The organism is Sorangium sp. So ce590 (assembly GCF_051521365.1).
In the GTDB taxonomy this organism is placed as follows: Bacteria; Myxococcota_A; Polyangia; order Polyangiales; family Polyangiaceae; genus Sorangium.
In genome coordinates this window covers 11,261,174-11,287,182 of sequence record NZ_CP150346.1, presented here as the reverse complement: position 1 = coordinate 11,287,182, position 26,009 = coordinate 11,261,174, and the positions used below count along the sequence as shown (strand labels likewise).

22 protein-coding genes are annotated in these 26,009 nt (G+C 70.2%); 13 read left to right on the top strand and 9 right to left on the bottom strand.

Translation table 11 applies throughout. The annotated features are described in order from the left end of the window. Positions 1-41: 41 nt before the first annotated feature. Positions 42-536 carry a MarR family winged helix-turn-helix transcriptional regulator gene (locus WMF28_RS42820; RefSeq protein WP_437599521.1) on the top strand — a complete coding sequence of 165 codons (495 nt, stop codon included), beginning with the start codon at positions 42-44 and terminating at the stop codon, positions 534-536. A 215-nt stretch (positions 537-751) separates the two neighbouring features. Here WMF28_RS42820 and WMF28_RS42815 read toward each other — a convergent pair whose 3' ends face one another. Then, positions 752-1,861 (bottom strand): hypothetical protein, encoded by a 1,110-nt coding sequence (locus WMF28_RS42815; protein ID WP_437599520.1) that lies wholly within the window; start codon positions 1,859-1,861, stop codon positions 752-754. 98 nt (positions 1,862-1,959) lie between these two features. Between WMF28_RS42815 and WMF28_RS42810 the strand changes: the two genes are divergently transcribed. Continuing rightward, positions 1,960-2,337, top strand: a complete 378-nt coding sequence (locus WMF28_RS42810; RefSeq protein ID WP_437599519.1) for a hypothetical protein — start codon at positions 1,960-1,962, stop codon at positions 2,335-2,337. 40 nt (positions 2,338-2,377) lie between these two features. On the opposite strand, the gene tam is transcribed toward WMF28_RS42810, so the two are convergent. After that, positions 2,378-3,148 (bottom strand): trans-aconitate 2-methyltransferase, encoded by a 771-nt coding sequence (tam, locus tag WMF28_RS42805; RefSeq protein WP_437599518.1) that lies wholly within the window; start codon positions 3,146-3,148, stop codon positions 2,378-2,380. Between the two features lie 378 nt (positions 3,149-3,526). Between tam and WMF28_RS42800 the strand changes: the two genes are divergently transcribed. Beyond that, positions 3,527-4,207, top strand: coding sequence for an HAD family hydrolase (locus WMF28_RS42800; protein WP_437599517.1), 681 nt, complete (start codon positions 3,527-3,529; stop codon positions 4,205-4,207). A gap of 70 nt (positions 4,208-4,277) precedes the next feature. Here WMF28_RS42800 and WMF28_RS42795 read toward each other — a convergent pair whose 3' ends face one another. After that, positions 4,278-6,212 carry a hybrid sensor histidine kinase/response regulator gene (locus WMF28_RS42795; protein WP_437599516.1) on the bottom strand — a complete coding sequence of 645 codons (1,935 nt, stop codon included), beginning with the start codon at positions 6,210-6,212 and terminating at the stop codon, positions 4,278-4,280. A gap of 530 nt (positions 6,213-6,742) precedes the next feature. Here WMF28_RS42795 and WMF28_RS42790 point away from each other — a divergent pair. The 4 genes from WMF28_RS42790 to WMF28_RS42775 all read left to right on the top strand — a co-directional run bounded on the left by WMF28_RS42790 (position 6,743) and on the right by WMF28_RS42775 (position 11,628). Continuing rightward, entirely contained in the window at positions 6,743-7,354 is a 612-nt protein-coding gene (locus tag WMF28_RS42790; protein WP_437599515.1) for an NADPH-dependent FMN reductase, read from the top strand. A gap of 319 nt (positions 7,355-7,673) precedes the next feature. Beyond that, positions 7,674-8,819 carry a glucose 1-dehydrogenase gene (locus WMF28_RS42785; RefSeq protein WP_437604373.1) on the top strand — a complete coding sequence of 382 codons (1,146 nt, stop codon included), beginning with the start codon at positions 7,674-7,676 and terminating at the stop codon, positions 8,817-8,819. 7 nt (positions 8,820-8,826) lie between these two features. Next, complete coding sequence (locus tag WMF28_RS42780; RefSeq protein ID WP_437599514.1) at positions 8,827-10,605, top strand: IlvD/Edd family dehydratase; 1,779 nt, start codon at positions 8,827-8,829, stop codon at positions 10,603-10,605. A gap of 27 nt (positions 10,606-10,632) precedes the next feature. Next, positions 10,633-11,628, top strand: a complete 996-nt coding sequence (locus WMF28_RS42775; protein ID WP_437599513.1) for a C-terminal binding protein — start codon at positions 10,633-10,635, stop codon at positions 11,626-11,628. 66 nt (positions 11,629-11,694) lie between these two features. Here WMF28_RS42775 and WMF28_RS42770 read toward each other — a convergent pair whose 3' ends face one another. Further along, entirely contained in the window at positions 11,695-13,752 is a 2,058-nt protein-coding gene (locus WMF28_RS42770) for an amylo-alpha-1,6-glucosidase (protein WP_437599512.1), read from the bottom strand. A gap of 18 nt (positions 13,753-13,770) precedes the next feature. Beyond that, positions 13,771-14,148 carry an SCP2 sterol-binding domain-containing protein gene (locus WMF28_RS42765; RefSeq protein WP_437599511.1) on the bottom strand — a complete coding sequence of 126 codons (378 nt, stop codon included), beginning with the start codon at positions 14,146-14,148 and terminating at the stop codon, positions 13,771-13,773. Between the two features lie 115 nt (positions 14,149-14,263). Between WMF28_RS42765 and WMF28_RS42760 the strand changes: the two genes are divergently transcribed. The 4 genes from WMF28_RS42760 to WMF28_RS42745 all read left to right on the top strand — a co-directional run bounded on the left by WMF28_RS42760 (position 14,264) and on the right by WMF28_RS42745 (position 18,238). Beyond that, entirely contained in the window at positions 14,264-16,135 is a 1,872-nt protein-coding gene (locus WMF28_RS42760) for a glycoside hydrolase family 15 protein (RefSeq protein WP_437599510.1), read from the top strand. A gap of 326 nt (positions 16,136-16,461) precedes the next feature. Next, positions 16,462-17,184 carry a hypothetical protein gene (locus tag WMF28_RS42755; protein WP_437599509.1) on the top strand — a complete coding sequence of 241 codons (723 nt, stop codon included), beginning with the start codon at positions 16,462-16,464 and terminating at the stop codon, positions 17,182-17,184. Positions 17,185-17,220: 36 nt separating this feature from the next. After that, positions 17,221-17,736 (top strand): hypothetical protein, encoded by a 516-nt coding sequence (locus WMF28_RS42750; protein ID WP_437599508.1) that lies wholly within the window; start codon positions 17,221-17,223, stop codon positions 17,734-17,736. Between the two features lie 4 nt (positions 17,737-17,740). Further along, a complete protein-coding gene (locus tag WMF28_RS42745) occupies positions 17,741-18,238 on the top strand; it encodes a hypothetical protein (protein ID WP_437599507.1) in 498 nt (165 codons plus the stop codon). A 382-nt stretch (positions 18,239-18,620) separates the two neighbouring features. Here the strand turns inward: WMF28_RS42745 and WMF28_RS42740 are convergent, their stop codons facing one another. Together WMF28_RS42740 and WMF28_RS42735 are read right to left on the bottom strand one after the other, a co-directional pair. After that, positions 18,621-20,264 carry a 5'-nucleotidase C-terminal domain-containing protein gene (locus WMF28_RS42740; protein WP_437599506.1) on the bottom strand — a complete coding sequence of 548 codons (1,644 nt, stop codon included), beginning with the start codon at positions 20,262-20,264 and terminating at the stop codon, positions 18,621-18,623. Between the two features lie 53 nt (positions 20,265-20,317). Next, on the bottom strand, positions 20,318-20,848 hold the full coding sequence (locus tag WMF28_RS42735; RefSeq protein ID WP_437599505.1) for a GNAT family N-acetyltransferase: 531 nt from the start codon (positions 20,846-20,848) through the stop codon (positions 20,318-20,320). Between the two features lie 168 nt (positions 20,849-21,016). On the opposite strand from WMF28_RS42735, the gene WMF28_RS42730 reads away from it, so the two are divergent. Both WMF28_RS42730 and WMF28_RS42725 read left to right on the top strand, forming a co-directional pair. Beyond that, positions 21,017-22,927 (top strand): hypothetical protein, encoded by a 1,911-nt coding sequence (locus tag WMF28_RS42730; RefSeq protein WP_437599504.1) that lies wholly within the window; start codon positions 21,017-21,019, stop codon positions 22,925-22,927. A gap of 60 nt (positions 22,928-22,987) precedes the next feature. After that, positions 22,988-24,928 carry a hypothetical protein gene (locus WMF28_RS42725; protein ID WP_437599503.1) on the top strand — a complete coding sequence of 647 codons (1,941 nt, stop codon included), beginning with the start codon at positions 22,988-22,990 and terminating at the stop codon, positions 24,926-24,928. Between the two features lie 103 nt (positions 24,929-25,031). Here the strand turns inward: WMF28_RS42725 and WMF28_RS42720 are convergent, their stop codons facing one another. Next, a complete protein-coding gene (locus WMF28_RS42720) occupies positions 25,032-25,535 on the bottom strand; it encodes an SRPBCC family protein (protein ID WP_437599502.1) in 504 nt (167 codons plus the stop codon). Then, positions 25,532-25,909, bottom strand: coding sequence for an ArsR/SmtB family transcription factor (locus tag WMF28_RS42715; RefSeq protein ID WP_437604372.1), 378 nt, complete (start codon positions 25,907-25,909; stop codon positions 25,532-25,534). The genes WMF28_RS42720 and WMF28_RS42715 overlap by 4 nt, the downstream gene beginning before the upstream one ends. Positions 25,910-26,009 lie beyond the last annotated feature (100 nt).

The window sequence follows — 26,009 nt, the reverse complement described above, 5'->3', positions numbered from 1 at the left end:
GGTAAAGTTGCTTGACCATTTAGTCAAGCAACTTTACCATTATGACCAAGCACGACCTCGATCCCAGCGATCTCGCCGAGCTCGCCCAGCGCAAGCGCTCGAGCCTCGGCCAGCTCCTCCTTCGCTCGGCGCGGCTGCTCGACGAGCGGGCGGTGGCGCGCGTCGCCCGGCGGGGCGCGCCCGGGGTGCGCCGGGCGCACACCGCGCTCATGCCGTACATCGATCTCGAGGGCACGCGGCTGACCGATCTGGCGGAGCGCGCCCGGGTGACGAAGCAGGCGGTGGGTCAGCTCGTGGAGGAGCTCGAGGCGATGGGCGTCGTGGAGCGGACGCCCGATCCGGAGGACCGGAGGGCGAAGCGGGTGCGGTTCACGCCGTACGGGCTCAAGGCGCTGCTCCACGGGCTCGGGGTGCTGCAGGAGCTGGAGGAGGAGCTCACGCGGTCGCTGGGCCAGAAGCAGATGACCTCGCTGAAGAAGGGGCTCACCGCGCTGCTCGCGGCGCTGGAGTCGCCGGAGCCACCCGAGGGCGGGTGAGCGCGTCGACGTCGGCCTGGCGGATGCTCGTCAGGCGCGTGCAGAACGGGGTCAGGCGCGGATTTCGGACCGGGCGCACGAAACACTGGAGCTCTCGAAATGGCGCTCCTGGAGGCCTTTCTCTGCAGCCGGCGCGGGGAGCGGGAGCAGGCGAGCCAGCGCGCGGCGCGGGAACGCACGGAGAGGTCCGGGTACCCGCGAGGCTCCCCGGTGCGTCAGGAGAGCACGTCCGAAGCCTTCTTTGCCCCGAGGACGTTATCGACCCAGCGATCGAAGGTCGCCGGATCCGTGCAAGCCTCGATGCGCGCGCGGTCGTCGTCGGTGAGCGCAATGCCTGCACGAGCGACCAGCCTGAGCAAGGTGTCGCGCTTCCCGTTGAGCTCCCCCTCGCGGATGCCCTCGAGCTTGCCCTCGCGGATGCCCTCGCGGATGCCCTCGATCCGGCCGCGCTCGATGAGCTGCTGGGCGAACGGGGGGAAAGTTGCCTTGCCTTCTGTCTGCCGTTCCATGATCAGCGCCTCCAGGGCCCTCCGCATGGGCTCACGCAACGCATTGTAGACGATCTGGAAGTACACCGCCGCGTGCTCGTGGTCGAACCGTCCGAGCGCGCCGAGCGCAGCCTGAACCACGGCGAGCCCGTTCGCTCCGTTGCCGTGCGCCGCAGCCGAGAGGATGGCGAGTTCCGTCTCCTTTTCCGCCTCGTCCTGATCCGTCACCTCAGGAACGATCGCCGGCCCCAGCACCAGCGGCTGGACCGTTCCAAGCCCCAGGCCCAGATCGATCTTCTGCGCGGCCCAGGCGGCCACCTCGGCGTCGGGTGCTACGACCAGGACGATGGCCTGGCACTCCTTCTGCGCCCGCACGACCGCAACGTAGACGGGCCACGAGTAGCCCTTGCGCCGATCGATGTCGCGCTGAACCTCGAGGACGATGGAGAGCACCACCGCCCCGCTGCCATCGCGGAGCTCGAGCACCAGGTCGGCGCGAAACTCGACCGGAACGAGCTGATCCAGCGAGCCCTCGACCACCGCAACCGTTGTGTACGGTGGGAGATCCAGATGGAAGAGGATCTCGAGGAAGTGAGGCGCAAGCGACGGTTTCTCGCGGAACATGTCGACGAGACCGTTGTGCTCGAGCGTCGGCATGGGCGGCACGCTACTGCGAGCTATGGAGATGGGCAAGCTGCGCGCAGGGCTTCCAACCCTGGTTCCCGTAAATGCGAATGAGTGAAACGAATCACGGCTCGACCACGTAAAAGCCTGTCCGGTCTCGCGCGCACCGGCCCAGCGCGCGCTTCCGCCGCGGCCGCAGGCCGGCGGCCGCAATGCCCTGGCGCTCCCCTCCAGAGATCTCGCGCGACGCCGACCGGCCCCCTCGCGACCAGGGCTTCCCCCGGAGCCGCCGCCGCGATACGACATCGCCCGTGACACGCACGATCGCCCGATGGGTCCCCCTCCTCGCAGCGCTCTCCTCCGGATGCGCCCCGGCGCCGGCCCCGGCCGCTCCGGCGGCGGACGAGAGCGCCACGAAGGCGGCGAGCGTCGCGCTCACCGCGCTGTCGCACCGCAAGTTCGACGTCCACGGCTGCGCCGCCTCCGAGGCGCGCGTCGTAGCGGAGGCCGACGCGCGCGCGGGCACGCCTCAGGGCGAACGGTGCGCCATCCTCGTCGCGCGCAGGAGCGACAAGACATGGCTCGTCGTCGTCCGCTCCTCCCTCTCGTCGAGCTCCTTCGGGGCGCAGGCGCTCGTGACCGTGCTCCCCCAGGCCGAGGGCGTCGGCGCCATCGAGTACACGCGCTGATCCATCGCAGCGCCCGCGCCGCACCAGCGCAATCCGGCGCTCACCTCGCCCTGGCGACGAGGAACAACCTCCGGAACGGAAATGGCGTCTTCCCGTCCGCGGCCTTCGGATAAGCCGCAGCCAGGCGCCTCCCGTACGCCTCCAGGAACTCGGCCCGTTCGTCCTCATCGAGCACCGTGAGCAGCGGCCGCAGCGCCGTCCCCAGGGTCCACTCGACGACCGGGCTCTCGCCCTCGAGGACATGCAGGTACTCCGTCTCCCAGAGGTCGACCCGCGCCGCGTGCGGCGCCAGCACGCTGTAATACGCCGCAGGCGCCGCGACCGGGCTCTCCCGCACCACCGGCGCCAGCTTGTCGCGGAAGCGCGGCCCCCTGCTCACCTCCACCATCGCCGTGTGCGACGGCGCGCCGTGGTTCCTCGGCATCTGCACCGCCAGCACGCCGCCGCGCGCGAGCCGCCCGAGGAGCGCTGGAAACAGCGCCGGGTGGTCATCCAGCCAGTGGAGCGCGGCGTTGCTGAAGATCAGCGCCGGCGGCGCGAGCGGCACGAAGCGCGCGATATCGCCCTCGATGAACCGCGCCCCCGGCAGCGCGGCGCGCGCCTTCGCCAGCATCTCCGGCGAGCTGTCGACCCCGACGATCCCCCGGTCCGGAAAGCGCTGCGCCAGGAGACGGGTGATGTTGCCCGCCCCGCAGCCGAGATCGACGATCTCGCCCGGCACGTCGACGTCGACCCTGCCGAGCAGGTCGACCGCCGGACGCGCCCTCTGGTCCTCGAACTTCAGGTACTGAGCAGGATCCCAATCCGCCATTGCGCTCTCCACCGGACCAGCACAGCAGCACGTGAGCTCCCCCGCTGCCCCTCTTACGAACTCGTCTACTTCCATCAGATCCCGTCGCGCCTGTCGACGCTGAAACCGGCTCTCGACTCCCCTCGCCCGCGCCCCGCTCCGTGCTCGCACCGCTGCTTCCCAATCGCGTCCCCGCGGCGACCGCCGGCCTGCCGCGGGGCGATCTGCCACAAGCCTGCCAGGTCGCCACGGCGGCGACGTGAGCGGCGCGCGCCCGCGCCGCGCCGCCGCGCCCGGCATGTGCATTGCTCGATGCCCGCCCGGAGTCCAGCGGCCCCCTGGCAGCGCTGTCCGGGAACCCGGCCGCCGTCACGCCGCGAACAGGAGAGGTCCCGGGTCATGGCATCCATTCGCGGCGTAATTTTCGATGTCGACGGCACCCTGGTCGACAGCAACGACGCGCATGCGCGCGCCTGGATCGATGCGCTGGAGGAGTTCGGGCACAAGGTCCATTTCGAGGAGGTGCGGCGGCTCATCGGGATGGGCGGCGACAAGCTCCTCCCCAAGGTGACGGGGATCTCCAGCGACAGCCCGGAAGGGAGGAGGATCAGCGGGCGCTGCTCGGAGATCTTCATGAAGCAGCTCCTGCCCGAGCTCCGGGCCTTCCCCGGCACGAAGGAGCTGCTCGAGGAGCTCCACCGCCGCGGCATCAGGATCGTCATCGCGAGCTCGGCCCAGGAGGAGAAGCTCCGCGAGCTCCTCAAGCTCACCGGCGCCGACGGGGTCATCGAGAGCGCCACGTCGTCGAGCGACGCCGAGCAATCCAAGCCGGATCCCGACATCGTGCAGGCGGCGCTCGACGACCTGAGGCTGCCGCCCGGGGAGGTCGTGATGATCGGCGACACGCCCTACGACGTCGAGGCGGCAGCGCGGGCCGGCTTGCGCACGATCGGCTTCCGCTCGGGCGGCTGGATCGACAGCGCGCTCGCGGGAGCCATCGCCGTGTACGACGGCCCGGCCGACCTCCTGGCGCACCTGGAGACGTCGCCCCTCGCCGGGGGCGCGAGCGCCGCTCCCTAGGCCGAGGAGACCCCGCGGCAGCGCACCGTGTAGCGAGGCGCCCGGCCGCGCTCGACCCCGCCGCGGCCCGCTATCGCTGGCCGCCCGCGATGTGCGCGAACAGCACCTCGGGAGCGATCGGCTTGATCAGGTGGGCATCGCACCCGGCCTCCCTGGATCTGCGCAGATCGTCCTGCTGCCCGTACCCCGTGAACGCGACGATCCTCAGGGCCCCGGCGCCCGCCTCGCCCCGCATCCTCCGGGCGACCTCGTAGCCGTCCATCTTCGGCAGGCCGATGTCGAGCAGGACCACCTCGGGCGCGAAGCGGCGCGCCGCCTCCAGCGCTTCAGGACCGTCGTGGGCCAGCGCGGTCACGTGGCCCGCCTGCTCCAGGAGGAGGGCGAGGGCGAGCGCATGGTCGCGGTTGTCGTCCACGACGAGGATCCGGCGGGCGAGCGCGCTCGCGGCCGGCCCGAGCGCCCCCACGGGCTCGCCCAGCGGCTCCGCGGCGGGCAGGCGCACCGTGAACTCGCTGCCGCGGCCCTCGCCCTCGCTCGCGGCCGACACCGAGCCGCTGTGCATCTCGACGAGCCGCCTCACCAGCGTGAGCCCGATGCCGAGCCCACCGCGCGCGCGCTCGAGCGTCGGGTGCGCCTGCTCGAACAGGTCGAACACGCGCGGCAGCATCTCCTCCGGAATGCCGTAGCCCGTGTCCTTCACCCGGACGACGACCTCCGCCCCCTCCGGGCGCGCGGCGAGCCAGATCCGCCCGCCCTCGCGGGTGTATTTCGCGGCGTTCGTGAGCAGGTTGACGATCACCTGCTCCAGGCGCGCGGTGTCGCCGAACACCGAGAGCGGCCGCGGCCCCACGTCGAGCGTGAGCTCGTGCTTGGAGGCGTCGATCAGCGGCGCGACCGCCGCCACCGCCTGGTAAACGACATGGCCGAGATCGAGCGGCTCCTGCTTCAGCGTGATCTTGCCGCGGGTGATCCGCGAGACGTCGAGCAGATCGTCGACGATGCGGCCGAGCTGGCCCAGCTGCCGCTGCATGACCGCCTGCGCCCACGCCCGCCGCGCCTCGGGCACCGAGGGCATCTGCGAGACGCGGAGCGCGAACTGGATGGCCGAGAGCGGGTTCCGGAGCTCGTGCGCCAGCATCGCGAGGAACTCGTCCTTGCGGCGGTCGGCGTCCAGGAGCGCCTGCTCGGCCTGCTTGCGCGCGCTGATGTCGTTGCAGGAGACCGCCACGCCGTCGCCGACCTTCACGGCCATGTTGCGGACCCACATGCGGTGCCCGTCGGCCGTGTACCCGACCTCGATGTCGTGCGGCTCGCCGGTCTCGACCACCCGCACGTAGAGCGGGAACAGCTCCGTCCGCTGGTCGGGCAGCACGTCGAGGAGCCGCCGGCCGACGAACGCCTCCACGGGCCTGCGGAGGAGCCGGCCGGCGGCCGGGTTCGCGAACTCGAACACGAAGTCGGCGACCCGGCCCCCCTCGTCGCGCGCCGCGCGCAGCACGAAGAACGCGTCGAGCGAGAGCTCCTGGGCCGCGCGGAAGCGCTCCTCGCTGCGGCGCAGCGCTTCCTCCGCCTGCTTGCGCTCGGTGATGTCGTCGATCACGCCGACCGCGCGCACCGCGTTGCCGCGCTCGTCCCTGAACACCACGCCGCGAACCACGACCCACCGGACGCCGCCGTCCTTCCGGACGAACCGCTTCTCGCTGCGCCACTCGCGATCCGCGCCGCCGACCGCCCGGCGGTAGATGGCGAGATCCCGCGAGCGATCATCGGGGTGCGTGAGGTCGACGAAGGTGCGCTCGAGGAGCTCCGCCTCGGAGTAGCCCGTCAGCGCGCAAAACTCCGGGCTGACGGCGAGGATCCTCGCCGTCGGCGGCTCCCCGGTGGCGACGGCCACGCCCGCGAGCTCGAGCGTGCGGTGAAGGTCGCGCTCGCCCAACAGCTCCGCGGAAGCCCGGTCGAGCTCGCGTCGAGGTCCGCCTTCGCCGGAGCTCCCTGCCCCGGACATCGATGGATTCTCTGCGCCTTTCCGCTCATCTCGAGTCGCTGTCACCCGCCCTCCCCCGGCGACGCCCCGCCGGACCGCCGAACGGCGTGCCGGCGGTCCGGCGCGCTTCGCGGCCATCGTAGACCAAACGGCGCGCCGCTGACAGCTGCCGAAACGAGCCGGCGCGGTCCGCCTCGGCAGCGCCGGCGCGGCGGCGGCTCCCCGTGGGTCGGAGTCGCCTCTCGCCTGCGCGCGCGTCCACTTCCGCTCGATACAGCGCCTCTCGACAGCGGTGATCGGCGCCGCGCAGGGAGCGGGGAGGCGGGGGAAAGCTCAATGATCTTCCCATCTTCTCACCTTCACGGAGGCGCCCTCCGGCCAGCGCGACCGCCGCCGCTCGGTGGACGGCGCGCGGCGGCGGGGCGAAAGCTCGCGCGCCGACGGAATCCTCGACTCGACGCGACGCGCGAGGCCGGGGTAGCATCCCGCGCCTCAATCCACCGATAGCCAGGAGCGCCGCGCGATCCCTCGCCCGCCGCATGCAACGCCCCATGAAGCTCGCTGTCATCTCAGGTAGTCACCGCAATGGTTCCGAATCGGGGAAGGTCGCCCGCTACGTGCAGCAGCAGCTGACGTCGGCGGCGGAGGTCTCCTCCACCTACGTGCTCGATCTCGCCGACAACCCGCTGCCGCTCTGGGACCCGGAGGCATGGCAGCCCTCGGAGAAATGGGAGCGCCTCTGGTCCCCCATCTCCGCCGAGCTCACCGCGTCCGACGCCTTCGTGATCGTGACGCCGGAGTGGAGCGGCATGGTCCCCGCGGCGCTGAAGAACTTCTTCCTCCTCTGCTCCAAGGGCGAGCTCGCGCACAAGCCCGCGCTCATCGTCGCGGTCTCGGCGAGCCTGGGCGGCTCCTACCCGATCGCCGAGCTGCGCATGAGCAGCTACAAGAACACGTACCTCTGCTACATCCCGGACCACGTGATCGTGCGCCACGTCCGCGACCTCCTCAACGACCCGGCGGAGCCGCAATCGCCCGACGACGGGCGCATCCGCGAGCGGCTCCACTACGCGCTGGGCATCCTCCTCCAGTACGGGAAAGCCCTGCAGCTGGTCCGCGAAAGCGGCACAGTCAACCTGACCCGATATCCTTTCGGAATGTAGCCGGCCGACTGTCCGCCTCCAACCCGGGAGAGAGACCGAACCGCGGCCGCGTGCTCGTCGCGGGACGCGAAGCTCGGACCGTCGCGCTCGGTCGCGGCGAGGAGCAGCGACCGCGTCTCGATGCCGAGCGGCTCGGCGCGGCTGAGCGCGCACGGAGCGACCGAGTCGCCGATTCGCTCGGTCGCCCGGGAGTCGCGGACCCGTCTGCCCAGAGGGGGCTTGCCGCGTTCGTACGGGCGACCCATGGAGCCAATCGCGCGGCGGCGCGCGGGCAAATGCTCGCAGGGGAGGGGAACGCGTGAGATCAGTTGCTGCCTTCATGGCCGAGAGGGTGGTGCGTCTCGTGGAGGAAGACGGACCCGATGCCCTGCCGCTGGCGCGCGGGCACGTGCTGCTTCGCATGCTCGAAGTCGGCGTGTGCGGAACGGACCGAGAGATCGCGGGATTCGCCTACGGATCCGCGCCTCCAGGGACGGACCGGCTCGTGCTGGGACACGAGGCAGTTGCGGAAGCCGTGCGAACGGGTGAGGGCGTGGAGCGCGTTCGTCCCGGAGATCTCGTGGTGCCGACCGTGCGCCGGCCCTGCCACCGCGTCGAGTGTCCTGCCTGTCGCGCCGGGCGTCAGGACTTTTGCACGACGGGCGAGTTCATCGAGCGCGGTATCTGCGGGGCGGGCGGCTTCATGACCGAGCTCGTCGTCGAGGAGGAATGCTACCTCGTTCCCGTCCCACCGGCGGTCGGCGAGCTCGGCGCCCTCGTCGAGCCGCTGAGCATCACGGCCAAAGCGTTCGCCCAGCTCGACGCCATCCTGACGCGCCTGCCATGGGATCATGGCCGGGCGCGGGGCCTGGTCCTCGGCGCTGGACCGATCGGCGTGCTCACGGCGATGGGCCTGGTTGCGAGGGGAGCTCGAACGGTCGTCTTCTCGAGGGAGCCGGATGACGACGACCGGGCGCAGCTCGTGCGCAGCATCGGCGCCGACTACGTGTCGAGCGCCTCCACCGACGTCCACGGGCTCGTGCGCCGCGCCGGGCGGTTCGATGTGATCATCGAAGCGGTCGGCGTGCCCGAATTCGCGTTCCAGACCGTTGCCGCGCTGGCGCCCAACGGCGTGTTCATCCTCACGGGCGTCCCCGCCCCGAGGCCCGCGATCGGCTTCGACGCAGCCGGTTTGATGCGCGATCTCGTCCTGCAGAACCAGGTGATGCTCGGGACCGTGAACGCTGACCGCGAGTCCTACGAGCAAGCCGTTCGCATGCTCGAGCGGTTCCTGATGCTGTTTCCAGACGCCGTGCGACGCGTGATCACGCGACGTGTAGCGCTCGACGAGGTGCCGGCCTTGCTGCGAGAGCCAGGGGGCGGCGTGAAGACGGTGATCCGGATCGCAGAGGCCGGCACGGCGACGCGCGACGAAGGGCTCCCGGCTCCCGGGCGGGCCGCGGCGCCACAGGATCGCAGAAAGTGAACGAGCGATGAGCCAGAGGCGAAAGCTGCGAAGCCAGGCGTGGTGGGACGACGAGACCAATCCGGAGATGACGGCGCTGTACGTCGAGCGCTACCTGAACTTCGGGCTGACCCTGGGAGAGCTCCAGGCCGGCCGCCCCATCATCGGGATCGCCCAGACGGGGAGCGATCTCGTGCCATGCAACCGACACCATGTGAGCCTGGCCGTCCGGGTCAAGGAGGGCGTGCGCGACGCCGGCGGGATCCCGCTGGAATTTCCGGCGCACCCCCTCCAGGAGACAGGCAAGAGGCCCACCGCAGCCCTCGACAGGAACCTCGCGTACCTCGGGCTGGTGGAGGTGCTCTTCGGATACCCGATCGACGGCGTGGTGCTCACGACGGGCTGCGACAAGACGACGCCGTCCTGCCTGATGGCGGCAGCGACGGTCGACCTGCCCGCGATCGTGCTCTCGGGCGGGCCGATGTTGAACGGATACTACCAGGGGAAGCTCGCCGGCTCGGGGCTCGTGATCTGGGAGGCGCGCAGGCTGCTGGCGGCCGGCGCGATCGATTACGCGGAGTTCATGGGCATGGTCGCCGCGGCCGCGCCCAGCGCGGGACACTGCAACACCATGGGGACGGCCCTGTCGATGAACGTCCTCGCCGAGGCCGTCGGGATGTCGTTGCCCGGATGCGCGGCGATCCCGGCGCCGCACCGGGAGCGGGCGCAGATGGCGTATGCGACCGGACGCCGGATCGTGGAGATGGTCCACGAGGACCTGAAGCCGAGCGCGATCATGACCAAGGCGGCGTTCGAGAACGCCATCGCCGTCGCCTCTGCGATCGGCGCGTCGACCAACTGTCCGATCCATATGAATGCCATCGCGCGCCATATCGGGGTCGACTTGACCAACGACGATTGGCAGAGGGTGGGGCAAGACGTGCCCTTGCTCGTCGATTGCCAGCCCGCCGGGCGCGTCCTGGGCGAGGACTTCCATCGCGCGGGAGGCGCGCCCGCCGTCATGAACGAGCTGCTCCGCGCGGGCCGCCTCCACGCGGATGCCCTCACGGTCTCCGGACGCACGGTGGGGGAGAACGTGGCGAACGCCGCCGCCACCGACCGCGACGTGATCCGACCGTACGAAGAGCCCCTGCTCCCCGCGGCAGGCTTGCTCGTCATGAGCGGGAACCTCTTCGACTCGGCCGTCATGAAGACGAGCGTGATCTGCGAGGCCTTTCGCAACCGCTACCTGTCGGACCCCGAGCACCCCGACGTCTTCACGGCGCGGGCCGTCGTCTTCGACGGGCCGGAGGATTACCACGCGCGCATCAACGACCCGTCGCTCGGAATCGACGAGAGCTGCATCCTCGTCATGCGCGGCACGGGGCCGGTTGGTTATCCGGGCTCCGCGGAGGTCGTGAACCAGCAGCCGCCCGACGCGCTGGTCCGGCGCGGGGTGACGTCGCTGCCGACGCTCGGCGACGGCCGCCAGAGCGGTACGTCGGACAGCCCCTCGATCCTGAACGCGTCGCCCGAGTCCGCGACGGGAGGCGGCCTCGCGCTGCTCCGGACCGGGGATCGCATCCAGATCGATCTGCGCCGTCGCCGCGTGGACGTGCTGCTCTCCGACGACGAGATCGAGCAGCGCCGCAAGTCCATCACGCCGTCGCACTGCGAGGACCAGACTCCATGGCAGGAGCTCTACCGGAGCTCGGTCGGCCCGCTGTCGACCGGCGCGTGCTTCGAGCCGGCCATCCGGTACCAGCACCTCGTTCAGCTTCGCGGGCTGCCTCGCCACTCGCACTGAACGGCTCGGGGAGCTGAGGTGAGAACCATGAGCATGAAACAGACGGGGCCGGTCGTCGTGCTGGACCACGATTTCGGCGATATCGATATCGAGCGCTCCATCATGGAACCGGCCGGCCTGGAGGTGGTCGCCGCGCAATGCAAGACCGAGGAGGACGTCGTGGCCGCCGCGCGCGACGCGGTCGGCGTGCTCACGCAGTACGCAGAGGTCAAGGAGCGAGCCATCTCGGGGCTCCAGCGCTGCCGGGTCATCGCTCGGTACGGCACCGGCGTCGACACCGTCGACGTCGCGGCGGCGACGAAGCGCGGGATCCGCGTGACCAATGCGCCGAACGATTGGTGCGCCGACGAGGTCGCCGACCACGCCGTGGCGCTCCTGCTCACGCTCGCCCGCAAGCTGCCCGCTTACGATCGCGCCACGCGCGGTGGATCCTGGTCCTGGCAAGATGGCCGGCCCATCCACCGGATGCGGGGGGCGACCCTGGGCCTCCTGTCGTTCGGCGCGATCGCCCGGGGTATCGGCGCGCGGATGGCGAGCTTCGGCGTGCGCGTGACGGCTCACGACCCCTTTCTCGACCCGGACGAGATCCGCGCCGCCGGCGCTATCCCCGTGTCCTTCGACGAGCTCCTGGAGAGCTCCGACTACGTCGTCGTCCAGGCGCCGCTCACGTCCGAGACGCGTGGTCTCCTCGGGGAGCGCGAGCTCCGGCGCATGAAGCCGACAGCCATCCTCGTGAACACCGCCCGCGGGCCCATCATCGACGACGACGCTCTGCACAGGGCGCTCCGGGAGGGGTGGATCGCAGGCGCCGGGCTCGACGACATCGCCGAGGAGCCGGCGAAGCGGCGCGACTGGACGCCGGCGAGCCCGCTCTTCTCGCTCGATAATGTCGTCCTGTCGCCCCACGCGGCCTACTACTCCGAGGAGGCGCTCGAGTTCGTCCGGCGGTTCGCGGCGAACGAGGTCGTTCGCGTTCTCTCCGGGCAGGAGCCGATGTCGCCCGTGAACCTGAAAGCCGCGTGAGGTCGCCGACGTCGTCGGCGAAAGCGGGCATGGCGGATGCCTTTTGATGATCGATGAGACTCGTGGTCAAATTCGATTGTGAGCGCCCGGCTCCGGACGCGCGCGGCCGAAGGCGTCGCTCCTGCCCCAGCGCCCAGGGATGTCGAGGAGTCGAATCTCCCCGAGCTCGGCAGGAACCGCCGGATCGACGACCAGGCGGTTGCCCATAGGCTCCAGCCCGAGCAAGACGCGGAGAAAGAGCAGGGGAGCCCCGGCGGCCCACGCCTGGGGGCTGCACGCAGTAGGATACTCGACCGGAAACTTCGTGAGCTCTCGCGGATACCCGGCGAACGCCTCGGGCAAGCGGTAATGGAAGAAGGAAGCCGCCGCCAGGTTGCCCGTCGCGACACGCCCGGCCTCCACGCTGAAGCCGTAGCGCTGGAGCCCGAGCGCGATCAACGAGTTGTCGTGCGGCCAGACCGTACCCACGTGATAGCCGATGGGGTTGTACCCGCCTTCGTCGTCGGCCATGGTACGCACACCCCAACCGCTGAACAGGCGGGGGCCGAGGAGGTGCTCGACCACCCGTTCGGCCCTGGATTCCTCGACGATGCCGCTCCAGAGCAAGTGGCCGATGTTCGAGGTCAGGGAATCGACCCTGCGCTTCTGGCCATCCAGGGCGAGCGCGAAGAACCCGCGATCGTCGAGCCAGAAGTCCTGGTTGAATCGACGTTTCAGCTCCTCCGCCTCTCGCTCCAGGCGTGCCGCGAGCTCGGGGTCCCGCCAGACCTCGCGCGCGAGCCGGGCGCTCCGCACCTTCGCGTCGTAGACGTACCCCTGGATCTCACAGCACGCGAGAGGCCGCGGCGCGAGCGATCCGTCGTGAAACACGATGGAGTCCCATGAGTCCTTCCAGCACTGGTTCTCCAGGCCAGTCGCGGGGTTGCGCGTGTCGTACTCGACGTACCCGTCGCCATCCCGATCCCCCCATTCGTCGATCCATTGAAGCGCCGCGCGCGCGGCGTGCTCCATCGACAGGACGAGCTCCGCGTCGCCGGTCCAACGCTCGTACTCGTCGAGCAGGATCAGGAAGAGCGGCGTCGAGTCGGCAGCGCCGAAATAGGGCGAGTGCGGCCGCTCTTCGAAGGCGGTCAGCTCGCCCCACCGGACCTCGTGGAGGATCTTCCCCGGCTCCTCGTCCCGGAAGTCGTCCCGGCGGGTGCCCTGGCGGCGCGCGAGGTAGCGGAGCGTGGAGCGCGAGAGCTCGGGGACGAACGGCAACGCTTGCAGGCTCGTGATGACGCTGTCGCGGCCGAACGCCGCCATGAACCACGGCAGGCCAGCGGCCGGTATGGCGGCGTCCGGCATGAGCTTCGAGAAGAAGCGCAGCGCGGCCAGGTCGATGAGGCTCCGCTGGTACGTGCGTGCGAGGGGATCGTTCGAGGTGATGAGTCGTGGTGCCCTGTCGAGCCAGCTCTCGAGGCTGGTGCCGATGTTCGGGCGCGCATGGCTCTCGCCGTGGGCGTACTTCACCCGGCTGTGCTGCTCCTCCAGCCCGTCGATCGCCGCCAGGACGTCGAGGCAGGTGCTCCAGGTGCCGTGCGGCTCGATGTGCACCCGGAAGGCGAGGCCGCCCAGCTCGATCCGCGCGGGCTGCGATGCGGAGATCCATGTCTCGCGCACGAAGCGCTCGCGCCGGTATCCGAGCACGAGCCGGTTGTCCTCGATGCGGTGATAGTGCTCGCCTTTCTTCTCGAGCATGTCCTTGACCTCGAACAGGTCGGCGAAATCGGCGGCGGCTCGGATGCGGACGTCGAGATCGACAGGGGACTTGTCGTGGTTCATGAGCAGGAGGTCCTCGTGGAACCCGTCGCCCGCAAACCGGGTCCGGACGACCGACAGGGTCGATTGGACGTACATCGCCGCAGGCCTCGGGACGAGGAAGAACTGGGCCTGGAAGTACTGCACGTCGTCGGTGGACAGCGCGGCCGGCACGACGCCGTCGATCGTCAAGATCCATTCGGAGAGAAAGCGCGTATCGAGGTGAAAGAGGCCGAGCGGGCGGTTGACGGAATGTTCGATGTTGCCGCGCAGGTCGCTGACGACGAACGTTCCGCCGTCCAGGATGCTCACTTGACGTTCCATGTCTCCCTCCGACGATAATCAGCCCCCGCGTCGCTTCGGGAGCTCGCTCGTCCCCCGGGGCGTCTCTTCGGCGGCCTGTCCGTCGCCCGGGCAGAAGACGCTCTGGAACATCTGCGCGATGGCCAGGTCTCCTCGCGCTGCGACGCGACCCTGCATGATCGCGGTGATCAGGTTCTGTTCGCCGCGAGCGATGCGCGAGAAGTCGTCGAGCGAGCAGGAGAGCTGACAATCCTCGCGCGCGCCCTCGGGCGCGATGCCGAACGACCCATCGTTGACCTCCACCGCGACGCGCTCGTCGTCGGTGAACTGCAAAGCACATACCTTGCGCGTGCCTCGCAAACGGGCGTCGTACCGCCCCATCACGAGGGCCTCGATGAGCTCCCTTGCTTGCCGCATGATGGCTCCGTGGTTCCGGGTTACCAGTCTCGCCTTCGCGGCTTCGGCGAAGCAAGGGGCGTGCCCTGCTCGCCTCCAGGCTTGCGGGCCGGGCATCGGCGCGCATGGTTTGGCCATGCCAACTCCGATCGAACATTATGGTCTCATCGGTGACACGACGACGGTCGGTTTGATCTCGCGTAACGGCTCGCTCGACTGGCTGTGCCTTCCGCGCATCGACTCGGACGCGTGTTTCGCGAGGCTGCTCGGCCATGACGACCACGGGTACTGGGCGCTCCGGCCAGCGACGAGGATACGAGCCGTGGAGCGACGGTACCGGCCGGACACGCTGGTCCTCGAGACCGAGTTCATCTGTGACAGCGGACGGGCGCGGTTGATCGATTTCATGCCTCCGGGGGTCGTCGCGCACGATGCCGCCCAGGTCGACGAAGCGATCCAGGCTGTCGCCGCGCACGACGTCATCCGGATCGTCGAGGGGATCGAGGGCCATGTCCCGATGCACTCCGATCTGATCGCGCGGTTCGGCTATGGCCGCTTGATCCCCTGGATCCAGTGCGATGGAGGCCGGGCCACGCTCACGTCCGGACCGGCTGCGCTCGTGTTCCGCAGCCCTGCGCCGCTCGACCTCGACTGGGACGCCGCACGACTGGAGACGAGCTTCATCGTCCGCGCGGGGCAGCGCCTGCCGTTCACCCTCACCTTCTTCCCGTCGCACGAGCACGCCCCCGACCACCCCGTCGACGCGGAGCGGGAGCTCGCGCGAGCGGAGCATCACTGGCGAGCGTGGGCGAGCCGCTGTCCCTACCAGGGCCGCTTTCGTGACGCCGTGGTGCGGTCGCTCCTCACGCTGAAGGCGCTCACCTATGCGCCCACGGGCGGAATCGTGGCGGCGCCGACGACCTCCTTGCCGGAGGATCTCGGCGGCGTTCGCAACTGGGACTATCGCTACTGCTGGTTGCGGGACTCCACCCTCACGCTCGACGCGCTGATGCGCGGCGGGTACCTGGAGGAAGCCGAGGCGTGGCGCGACTGGCTCATGCGCGCGGTGGCCGGCGCTCCTGCGCAGCTGCAGATCATGTACGGCGTGGCCGGCGAGCACCGGCTCACCGAGATCGAGCTGCCGTGGCTCCCGGGATACGAGGAATCCAAGCCAGTGCGGATCGGCAATGGCGCATACGATCAGTTTCAGCTCGACGTCTACGGCGAGGTGCTCAACACGCTTTATGATGCCCACGTGCAGGGGCTGCCGGATCTGCCGCACACCTGGGACCCCATCGTGGAGATCGTCGACTTCGTCGAGAAGGCCTGGCAGCGGCCGGACGAAGGCATCTGGGAGATCCGCGGGGCAAAACAGCTACACTTCACGCATTCGAAGCTGATGGCCTGGGTGGCCGTGGATCGCGCCGTGCGCATGATCGAGGAGTTCGGAGTAGGCGGACAGCATCGACTGGGGAAGCGGACCCAGCGCTGGCGCGCGTTGCGCGAGGAGATCCGCAGCGACCTGCTCACGCGCGGATTCAACGCGCGCATCGGCGCGTTCACGCAATCGTACGGCTCGGACGCCCTCGACGCCAGCGTGCTCCTGATACCGCACATGGGCTTTCTGGCCGCCGACGATCCGCGCATGCTGTCCACCGTCGCAGCGATCGAGAAGGGCCTCACCCGGGAGGGTCTCGTCCTGCGCTACGCGACCGAGACGGGGGTGGATGGACTGCGGGGCCACGAAGGGACGTTCCTGATCTGCAGCTTCTGGCTCGCCGACAACTACGCGATGGTCGGTCGCCTGGACGACGCGGAGGCGCTCCTCGCTCGGCTGGTTTCGCTCCGCAATGACGTCGGCCTGCTCGCCGAGGAGTACAGCCCTGAGCTGGGTCGCCAGCTCGGCAATTTCCCGCAGGCGTTCTCTCACATCGGGCTCGTCAACACGGCTCACATCATCGACGCGAAGCGCGCCGGGAAGAAGGTGCACATTCCGTCCGCAGCGTAATTTCGGCCGACGGCTTCAGGTGTGCCCATGTCGGACTGTCATAAGAACTCGTAATTACACGGATTTTAGCGGGATGGGCGGGTTCGTCGTAGAAATTGAGAAAATTCGGATGTCCACCGCGATCGATGCGGACGAAATTTCTTGACTTGACTGCCGGAGGCCGTTTTTGTGTTCTGCCCTACGTCGCTGGCTCCGCGCGACGGGCGGCGTCTTCGGGCTCGCCGGCCGTCCGGGCCCCGCAACGCGGATCTCCGAGGCCTGGCGGCTCGCCGGCTTCGGCGACGGCTTGACGGAATCCCCCGACGGCGCCAGAAAGATCCCCCTAAATGCAAACGAAGACCATCCTGCCTGTCGTGGTTTTGACGGCCTTCGCCGTGGCGGCCTCCGGTTGCGGTAAGAGCGGCACCAGCGAGCGCTCCGGCGAGCGGTGGGCGACCACCGAGAACACGAACGTCGACCTCGACTTCGACAAGATCAACGAGGCGTACAAGACCGCCGAGGGGCCCGAGGACTTCGAGCGGCGCGTCAACGAGATCTACCAGGGGAGCGAGGTCATCAGCGTGGCCGTGCAGGACCTGGACGCCAAGACGCAGGTCGTCACCGGGTTCTTCGACAAGAACGGCGACGGCGGCGTGCAGGACCCCGAGAAGGTGTTCACGATCCGCCGTGACGTCTCCGGCGAAGGCACCGCACAGATCCAGACGTCCGGTTACGGCGCCTACGGCTACTACCACTCGCCGTTGATGGGCATCGCGTCCGGCATGATCCTCGGCTCGATGCTCTCGTCGGCGTTTCGCCCGAACTACGTGCCGGTCTACACGCAGCCGTACACCACGCCGCCCAACCGCGCGTCCGATCTCCGATCGCAGCGCGACTCGTACCGCGCCTCGAACTCGTCCGGCGTCGACAGCAGCAAGTCGTCGCAGACCGGGCGGCGCTACAACAACGCGGGCGGCAGCCGCTTCGGGAGCGGCAAGTCCGGCGCTGGCTCGCGCTTCGGCGTCCGCCGCGGCGAGCGCGGCCGCAGGCCCGAGCGCCTCGTCGCGTAGCCGCGCCGCCTGCCGAAGAGCGCACCGCCCGCCGCGATGCAGCCCCTGCGAAGCATCTCGGAGCTCCCGTTCCGCGGCCGTCCCGCGCTGGAGCTGCTGAACCTCGAACAGCACCGCGACCAGCCGGACGTGGAGTCCACGCAGTTCGGCTGGTGCCGGGTGGCCGAGCTCTGGCTCGACGGCCGCGCGGATCGCGAGCCGCTCCGGGTGACGGGCGCGCTCGTCGTGGCGGTGCACGCCGCGGACGAGCCGGAGGTGCTGCCCGATGACGTGGAGCTCGAGTTCTTCGTCGAGGAGGTCGCGAAGGACTACTCGGTGACCGTGCTCCTGTCGGCGTTCCTCGAGCGCTGGCTGCCGGCCGCGCTCTCCGGCGAGCACGCCATCGTGCTCGCCATGTGCAACCCCCACGCCGCGCGCATCCGTCGGCCGAAGGCGGCGGGGCTCACCCCCGTGTACTACGCCGACGGCGACGTCGACGCGTGGCTCGACACCGACGAAGACGGTCGCCGGCACATCCGCCTCGAGGCGGAGGCCTGGCACAGCGCGGAGTGAGACGATGTTCGATAGACGCAGACAGCCGGTCGTGTCGCGCGAGCAGAAGCTGGTTTATGCCGGCATCTACGTGCTGAAGAAGATGGACCTGAAGCCCGCCGACGGAGGCATGGAGATGCCCCTCGTGCTGCCGTCCGAGCTGAGCCCGCTGGAGGACGTCCTGCAGGAGCTCGTGAACGCGGACCTCGTCGAGGTCAACCGCCGCAAGGCGCGGTTCGAGCTCACCAAGAAGGGGCTCGCCTACCTCGGCGAGATCATCGACGAGGCGGAGGCGCTGGTCGACGAGTTCGACGACGAGTCGGTCGAGGACGCCGTGGCCGAGCTCCGCAGGCGAAACGTGGACGTGCTGCGGGCCCGCTTCCTGTGGGGCTGGTACGACGGCGAGCTGGACGATCTCGTGCTCTTCCAGCAGCGCCGGGGCGCGACGGCGGTCGAGCCGTGGTGGGCAGACTACCTCATGAGCGACGCGTTCTACGAAGCGCTGCTCTGCGACTTCGAGTGAGCGTGAGGGCGCGCGGGCGCACGTCGTCGCGGCGCGGCCTGAGCTAGCAACGCGCCCCGTCGGCTGTTCCATCGAGACGACGTCGAGCGCGGGCGCGCCGGGAGATGGGCGCCACCCATCTCTTGCTGGAGGCACGTACACCGCGAGACGGGTGCCACCCATCTCCCGCGTGGCAGTGTTGGCGGTCCGGGTCGGAGTCGGGTCTGGAGCGCTCGGAGCGCATCGGCATACGATGCGCTCCGGCCGCGTACGGACATCCCGCGATGGGCCAGGAGAGCGCTACAATGCTCGACGAATTCGATCCTCCGTCCAGAGGCGTCTAACGAGAACAATTTCGAGCGGTTCGGCGGCGGGACCCGCGGCGCCTCTGCGAGGAGAGCCCTCACGGGTCGGATCGACCGGGCGACCCCGCGGCCGGCGCGGGCGCGAGCGCGCCGGATTCGCTGCGCGTCACGAACCGGTCCCCGTCGCTGTCGAGCGCCTTCAGCATCTCGCCGACGACCACCTCGGACGGCGTCTCGGAGGTCGCCCTGGAGACAGCGGCCCTCAGCTCGTCGGCCGAGATGCGGCCGTCGCGGTCGGCGTCGATCGCCTCGAAGGTGCCGAGCTGGCGCCAGAGCTCCACGGCGAACGACTCGGCCAGGACGAGCTTCGGCTCGCGGCCGCTGTCCGCCGGCGGCACCTCCTCGGGGTGCTCCTCTGCGAAGCGGACCAGCGGAGCGACGTCATCCATGCCGCCGAGGAGCGCGCGCGGGAGGACGATCCGGTACGCGCGGTCGTCGACCAGCGGGAGGCCGCCGATCGCGGTCAGGACGCCTCGCTCGTCGATCGCCATGCGATCGTCGATCTGGAGATAGCCGGCGTGCTGGGCGGGGGCGCGCGACCGCGACGCGGCGACGGCCTCGCGGACGACGCGGCCGGGCATGCGGACCACCACCAGCTCGTTGCTGAAGGGCACCTCGGCCTTGAGATCCCCGTAGGTGAAGCGCTCCCGGTACGCGCGATCGCCGCGGATGCCGCCGCCGTTGAACAGGCACCCGTCCGCCTGGAGCGCGTCCCGGAACCGCGAGCAGAGGAGCGCCCCGAGCGAGGTCTGCCGCGTCCGCGCCCCGACGGACGACAGCGCGCTCCCCGGCGGGAGCCGGAGGAGGGTGGCCGCGTCGAGGTCGCGCACGAGCTGCATGTGGCGGTCCACGCGCGCGCGCATCGCCGGATCCTCGGGATAACCGCCGACGTCCTCGATGCGGACGGTGACCGCGGGCAGGTCAGGCACGCCGGCGGGCGGCGCCTCGGCAGGCCACGCGAGATCGATGACGGCCGCGCTCGCCGCGTCGGTGCCGGCCTTGACGACCCAAGAGCCGTCGACGTCGTCGAGGAGCACCTCGTGCTCGTGGCCGCCGAGGATCACGGGAAAGCGGGGGTCGCGCTGCATCCGCGCGAGCGCGAGGTCCTCGCCGCGGCTCTGGTGCGTTATCGGGATCACGCAGGCGCAGCCCTCCTCGCGGACGAGCCGGCGGGTCCAGAGAACGGCCGTCTCGTTGACCGGCTCGATGGGGATCCCCCCGAACGCGCCCCGCCGGTACAGGCCCTGCACGTGGACGAGCAGGCCGAGGAGGCCGACCCGGACCGTCCGCCCGCCGGGGCTCGAGACGGCGAGGATCTCGTGCGTGGGCAGCGCCGGCGCGAACGAGGGCATGTTGGTGTTGAGCCACGTGCCCCGGAACTCCCGCACCCGCGCCCTGAGCTCCGGGAGCTCGACGTCGGCCTCGTGGTTGCCGAAGATGGTGTGCGTGATCGGCACCGCGTTCATGCAGTCGACCATGCCCCTGCCGTGATCGAGGCTCGAGAGCAGGCTCGGCGCGAGGAAGTCGCCGGCCATCACCGCGATGAAGCGATCCGCCGGCCCGGCGGCGTGATGCCTCACGAGGCTCGCGAGGCGAGGGAGGTTCTCGAGCGAGTAGACGTCGTTCACGCAGACGATCCGCAGAGAGGGGCCTCTGGGCGTGCCTTTGTCGCCGGCGGTCATGTCCCCTGAAGATAGCCCAGCGCGCGGGCCCGCGCTCTCCGCCCACACCGGCGTCAGAGGGCGACGCGCTCGGGCACGCTCTCGAAGGAGAACACCCGCCAGGCATGCGGCTGGCCAGGGCGCGTCGACTCCGTCGCAGCGCCGTTCGTGAACTCCGCGACGACGCCGCGCCAGAACGCGAGGGCCCCTGCGTTGCCCTCGGAGACGCGCACGGTCCACTTGCCCGGAATGCGCTGCCAGAGGAGGACGGCCGCCCGGCGGCCCACGCCGGAGCGGCGGTATCGCCGCAGGACGAAGAACTCGGCGATATCGAGGACATCCGGGTCAGCCGCCGCCGGTGAGCCCCGCGTCGCCAGGACGAACCCCGCGACGCGCCCGCCACATCGAAGGACGAAGGCGAACCGGCGGTCCCGCTCGGACCAGTAGAGAGGGAGCTTGTCGTAGCCGAAGCGCCCGTCCGCCATCAACTCTATGCCGGGGAACACGTCGCTGAGATCGTGAATGTACAGCTCGATGAGGTTGGATAGCAGCAGGGCATCGGACGAGATCGCCTCATCGAGAACAACTGTACTGGAATCCGCCATGGCAACCCCTCTGGCCTGCTCAAACCCCATTACCGGCCTGCGTCGAGCGCCGCCAGGACGATACCGCAGCGTAGCAAGGCGCGTGGTTGAAGAGCCAGGGGGAGAGGGCGAACCACTTTTCGTGGAGGCCGGATGAACGCGGCGCTCCTGTCGAGCAACGAAGCCGACATGTCCGAAACCATTGAACGTCGTGGCTTGAGGCTCAGGGGTCGCCCAAGGGGCGCTTCCGCCCTGACCATCGCGGCCCTTGCCGGCCTCACCGCGTGCGAGCCCATCGGGCGCGGCGGGGATAACGGCGGCGCAGATGGCACAGGCGGCAGCGGCGGCGTCGCGGAGGGTGCAGGAGGCTCGAGCGGTGACGGCGGCGCGCCTGGCACCGGCGGTGACGGCGGCGCGCCTGGCACCGGCGGCCACGGCGGCGCGCCTGGCACCGGCGGCCACGGCGGTGAGCCCGGCACCGGCGGCCACGGCGGCGCGCCTGGCACCGGCGGCCACGGCGGTGAGCCCGGCACCGGCGGCCACGGAGGCGCGCCCGGCACCGGCGGCCACGGCGGCGCGCCTGGCACCGGCGGCGACGGCGGCGCGCCCGGCACCGGCGGCCACGGCGGTGAGGGCGGTGCGCCCGGCACCGGCGGCCACGGAGGCGCGCCCGGCACCGGCGGCGACGGCGGCGCGCCCGGCACCGGCGGCCACGGCGGTGAGGGCGGTGCGCCCGGCACCGGCGGCCACGGAGGCGCGCCCGGCACCGGCGGCGGCGGCGGCGCGCCCGGCACCGGCGGCGGCGGCGGCGGTGCCGGGTGCGACGGCGAGCCCCACTGCGCTCAGCCGCCGCCGTGGGCGCGAGGCTTCGGCGGCCCTGGCGCCGACGAGGGCTGGTCCATCGCGAGCGACGCCTACGGCAATTACTACGTCTCGGGCTCCTTCAGCGGGACCATCGACTTCGGTACCGGCCCGCTGACCAGCGCTGGACAGTCAGACGTCTTCTTTCTCAAGCTCGATCCCTCGGGCACGACGCTCTGGAGCCAGCGCTTCGGGACCGAGCGCGACGAGCGCGGAGGTGCCGTGACCGTCGACGAGAACGGCAACGTCCTCCTCACCGGCACGTACACGGGCGCGCCTTGGGCCCCGGGCCCCGATCTGGGCGGGGGCCCCATCCCCGCCGAAGACACGTCCTTCTTCGTGGCCCAGTTCGACCCCGACGGCAACCACATCTGGAGCAACGGCCCCTATGCGTTCCCGGGGGTGCACTCCGTAGAGAAGATCGCCATCGATGCTCTTGGCAATATGTACGTCGTCCACCTCCAGTGGGAGACCGCCTACCTCGCGAAGATCGACGCCGCGACCAAGGCCCTCCTCTGGATGAAGTCGCTACCAGGATCTTACACCAATGCGCGCCTCGCGCTCGACAGCGCTGGCAACCCCGTGGCGGTGGTGACCGATAGCCCCAACGCCGCCCCCCCCTATACGAGCAGATTCATCGTCTCCAAGTACGATCCGACGGGCAATGTGCTCTGGGTGCAATATTTCCTGTCCACTTCGGCCGACCTGTATAAGGGCGTGACGGCGCACGCGGTGGCAATCAATGAGGAGGACGAGATCCTCGTCACGGGCGAGACGGATGGATCCATCGACTTCGGCAGCGGGACCCTCCCCGCCGGCTCCGTCCTCGTCAAGCTGGATGCCGCAGGCGAGCCTATCTTCGGCCGCTCGGTCCGCTTCGGCGACAGGATCGTGCTCGATCCCGCCGGCGACATCATCGTCGCCGGTCGCGGCCTTGCGAAGCTCGATGCGAGCGGGGTGGAGCTCTGGTCGATCAACTTCGATGCCGACGTGGAGGATATCTGCCTGTCCTCGACCGGCACGGTCGCCCTCACCGGCCGCGCGTTCGGCCCCGTGGACTTCGGAACCGGTCCGATTCCCTCTGGAGGGTCTACCGACGCCTACGTCGCTACCTTCAACCCGCCGACGAGCGGCGGCGGCGGCCGGCACCGAGGTCTTCGTCGCCACGATGAGCCCCTGAGCGCCCCGGCGGCGGCGCCGGGCGCCTTCATCGCGCCCGACCCGCCGTACCGCCGATAAGCGGAGAATTTTCCTGATCCGAAGGTACGCACCGGTGAGGTGCGAGAGGTGAGGAGAAGCATGCGAACCATCCGTGTTCTCTTGATGTCGCTGGTCTGCGCGCTCGCCATGCTGCCTGCGCGCGCGGCCTGGGCGGCCATCGATGTGACATTCGTGTATCCCGGACAGCGCGCATGGATCGACGGGAGCGTCAGCGTCCAGGTCCAGGTGAGCTCCACGCTCCAGATCGCGCGTGTCACGGCGCAGCTCGGCGCGGGCTCCGTGATCCTCACGAACACCGGAGGCACCACCTACAGGGCGGGCATCTCGATGTTCGGGCTGCCGTACGGCGAGCACATCCTGACCGTCACGGCGACCGACGTCACGGGCACCAGCGTGTCCGCGCAGCGCACCGTGCTCAAGGACCAACCGCCTACCGTCCAGATCCTGGCGCCGAGGCACGAGTCGGTCGCCCATCCGGCGCTCCGGCTCGCCGCGACCTGCGTCGACGACCACCCGGAGGACTGCACCATCCGGGTCCTCGCCGTCTTCCGCGATACGACGACCCCGCCGACCTCGGTCGAACTCGCGCGGGGCACGGCGGCGCTCGACACCGTCGTCGACCTCAGCGCGCTCAGCGGCCGTCGCTTCGGGCTGGAATTCAATGTCATCGACACCTTCAGCAGCATGACCGTCGCGGGCTCCACGATCCACGTCGAGACAAGCCCGCTGCTCACGGCGATCGAGGAGATGCCCGGCCAGATCCTCGATTTCGATGGATCGAGGATCCTGTTCGTCAACGCACGACTGGAGTTCTTCTCGCTCGATCGAGCGACACGGGTCATCACGCGGATCCTCAAGGTGCCGTTGCCCTATCCGTCCCAGTTCAACGAAACCATGCGAGGGTTTCTCACCGGCGCCGGCGCCGTGATCGAGGTGCCGGTGGGGCTCGGCGGGGGTGGCGCGGGCACCGTGTACGAGTGGCGCGACGGCGCCCTGCTGAAGCTGGCGGAGCACGGCCGTCTCGCTTTCGTGAGCGGCGATTACATGGCGTACTCGGGGAGCGGCACGTACCTGCGCGATCTTGCGTCGGGCACCGACGAGCTCGCGCTCGGCGCCGCGCTGGACCGCTCCAAGCTGGATGTCGCCGAGGACGGGCTCCTCGCCTATGTGGAGGGCCGCTCGTCACTCTACACGCGCAGAAATGGAACGAGCACGCTGCTGGCAACGAGCGCGGAGGAGATCACGCGCCCCGTGACGGACGGGCGCAATGTGGTGTTCACGAGGATCCTCAATTCCGGTCAGCATAAAACCATCCTCGCAACCCCGTCCGGGCAGGCGCCGCTCGGTGTCGCCCCTGTCGCTCGCCCCGAGGGCGCCCAGACGGGCGCCTACCAGCTCCACGCGGGCTATATCGCGTTTCTCCAGGGCCCGCGCGGCTCGGAGCAGGTCTGGCTGAGAACCCCGAGCGGCGCGCAGCACCAGCTCAGCTTCTTCAGTACCCCCAGCCAGCTCGACGATCCGCCTGCGCGCCTGGGCCACGACGGCGTCAGCGACACCGGCGAGGTGATGTTCCTCAACCCGCCGAAACGCTACCTGGGCGCCCCGGGCGCCGCTCCGCGCGAGATAGGCTCGCGTCTAGGACACGCACGCTGGTTCGAGGGCGCCTGGTACGTGGTGATGGGGAACACGCTGTTCGAGGTCGACGACGGGTCGAGCGGCGAGGGCGAAGGCGGCGGCGCCAGCGGCGCCGGCGAGGCATTCACGAGCGCGCGCGGCGCGCGCACCGCCCTGTCGAGGAGGACGGCCGGCGGCTCGGACGCGCGCGTGACGAGCGCACTCGCGGCAGGCTCGCCCGAGCTTCCGGCCGGCGAGCCGCCGCCGTCCAGCGGGTGCGCTGTCGCGGCGCGCCAGACCGGGCTCGGCGGCCCCCTGGAAACCGTCGTCCTCGCGACGCTCGGTCTCGCCATGGCGGCGCGGGCGTCGCGGCGGCGACCAGGGCTCGGGCGCGAACGCTCGTAGTCTGCCGCATGGGCTCCTGTTCTCAGGCGCAACGCCACGCCGTCAAGGCGCGCGACGCCGCAGCAAGGATCGGGCACGCCGTACGCCCGCGCGCCGTGATCGGCTATGCCTCCGTACGGGCGTCGCCCAGGTAATAATCGCGCTGCGCCGGGTAGTAGTCGGCGAAGCTGGGCAGCGGCTCGCCGAGCCGGGAGGCGACGAGCATGTCGAGGTAATACTCCCACCCAGGCCCTGTATCGCCGGCGAGCGCGGGATCGGTGAGGTGCTGGACGAAGGTGAGCTCGGTCGTCTCGCCCTTCGCCGCGAGCGACAGCTCGAGCCGCCACGCGCCGTAATCGTCCTTCGCCGAGAGCGCGACGCGATGCGGCGGCTCGCACGCCTCGATCGAGACGTCGCACCACGGCGCCCCCTGCTCGAACGCCATCTGCAGGCGCACCGTCTTCCCGGGCCCCGCCTCCCCGTCCCACGGGCCGATCCAGCGCGCCGTGCTCTCGGAGTCGGTGACGCTCTGCCAGACGTCTTCAATGGGAGCGCGGAAGCTGCGCATGATGACGAGATCGGCGCCTGTCGCCGTGCTCCGGACGCGGCCGGTGGGTCGGGGGCTCATGCTGTCTCCTTCTTGCGTTTCGTTTCGTTGCTGGATGGGGTCGCGGTCGCCATGCGCCGCTGTCGGCCGACGCGGTGCACCTCGGTCTCGAGCGCGTCAAAGCGGCGATGCCACGGGCTCTCGGCGTGCAGCGCTCGCAGGAACGCCTCGAGCTCGGCGAGCGGGCCGAGCTCGAGGCGGTACTCGCGCTCGCGGCCGCACTGGACGTCGCGCACCAGGCCCGCCTCGCGCAGGACACGCAGGTGCCGACTGACAGCTGGGCGGCTGACCGGAAACGCGCCGGCGATGGCGCCGGCCGTGGCGCTGCGGTCGCGCAGCATCCGCAGGATCTCCCGGCGGATCGGATCCGCGAGCGCCTGGGCAACCCCGTCCATGGGGAGACGCGTAACCGATTTGTTACGCGTCGTCAAGGCGCGCGGCGCACCCCGGCGGTGGATGGGGCGCACCGGCATGGCCGACGTGAGCGTCCCCCCC

What these genes read in the sequence shown, in the direction of transcription:
- WMF28_RS42820 (WP_437599521.1), top strand. Translation starts at nt 42, where the DNA reads ATGACCAAGCACGACCTCGATCCCAGCGATCTCGCCGAGCTCGCCCAG.
- tam (WP_437599518.1), bottom strand. Translation starts at nt 3,148, where the DNA reads ATGGCGGATTGGGATCCTGCTCAGTACCTGAAGTTCGAGGACCAGAGG.
- WMF28_RS42800 (WP_437599517.1), top strand. Translation starts at nt 3,527, where the DNA reads ATGGCATCCATTCGCGGCGTAATTTTCGATGTCGACGGCACCCTGGTC.
- WMF28_RS42795 (WP_437599516.1), bottom strand. Translation starts at nt 6,212, where the DNA reads ATGTCCGGGGCAGGGAGCTCCGGCGAAGGCGGACCTCGACGCGAGCTC.
- WMF28_RS42790 (WP_437599515.1), top strand. Translation starts at nt 6,743, where the DNA reads ATGAAGCTCGCTGTCATCTCAGGTAGTCACCGCAATGGTTCCGAATCG.
- WMF28_RS42785 (WP_437604373.1), top strand. Translation starts at nt 7,674, where the DNA reads ATGGCCGAGAGGGTGGTGCGTCTCGTGGAGGAAGACGGACCCGATGCC.
- WMF28_RS42780 (WP_437599514.1), top strand. Translation starts at nt 8,827, where the DNA reads ATGAGCCAGAGGCGAAAGCTGCGAAGCCAGGCGTGGTGGGACGACGAG.
- WMF28_RS42775 (WP_437599513.1), top strand. Translation starts at nt 10,633, where the DNA reads ATGAGCATGAAACAGACGGGGCCGGTCGTCGTGCTGGACCACGATTTC.
- WMF28_RS42770 (WP_437599512.1), bottom strand. Translation starts at nt 13,752, where the DNA reads ATGGAACGTCAAGTGAGCATCCTGGACGGCGGAACGTTCGTCGTCAGC.
- WMF28_RS42765 (WP_437599511.1), bottom strand. Translation starts at nt 14,148, where the DNA reads ATGCGGCAAGCAAGGGAGCTCATCGAGGCCCTCGTGATGGGGCGGTAC.
- WMF28_RS42760 (WP_437599510.1), top strand. Translation starts at nt 14,264, where the DNA reads ATGCCAACTCCGATCGAACATTATGGTCTCATCGGTGACACGACGACG.
- WMF28_RS42755 (WP_437599509.1), top strand. Translation starts at nt 16,462, where the DNA reads ATGCAAACGAAGACCATCCTGCCTGTCGTGGTTTTGACGGCCTTCGCC.
- WMF28_RS42750 (WP_437599508.1), top strand. Translation starts at nt 17,221, where the DNA reads ATGCAGCCCCTGCGAAGCATCTCGGAGCTCCCGTTCCGCGGCCGTCCC.
- WMF28_RS42745 (WP_437599507.1), top strand. Translation starts at nt 17,741, where the DNA reads ATGTTCGATAGACGCAGACAGCCGGTCGTGTCGCGCGAGCAGAAGCTG.
- WMF28_RS42740 (WP_437599506.1), bottom strand. Translation starts at nt 20,264, where the DNA reads ATGACCGCCGGCGACAAAGGCACGCCCAGAGGCCCCTCTCTGCGGATC.
- WMF28_RS42735 (WP_437599505.1), bottom strand. Translation starts at nt 20,848, where the DNA reads ATGGCGGATTCCAGTACAGTTGTTCTCGATGAGGCGATCTCGTCCGAT.
- WMF28_RS42730 (WP_437599504.1), top strand. Translation starts at nt 21,017, where the DNA reads ATGTCCGAAACCATTGAACGTCGTGGCTTGAGGCTCAGGGGTCGCCCA.
- WMF28_RS42725 (WP_437599503.1), top strand. Translation starts at nt 22,988, where the DNA reads ATGCGAACCATCCGTGTTCTCTTGATGTCGCTGGTCTGCGCGCTCGCC.
- WMF28_RS42720 (WP_437599502.1), bottom strand. Translation starts at nt 25,535, where the DNA reads ATGAGCCCCCGACCCACCGGCCGCGTCCGGAGCACGGCGACAGGCGCC.
- WMF28_RS42715 (WP_437604372.1), bottom strand. Translation starts at nt 25,909, where the DNA reads ATGGACGGGGTTGCCCAGGCGCTCGCGGATCCGATCCGCCGGGAGATC.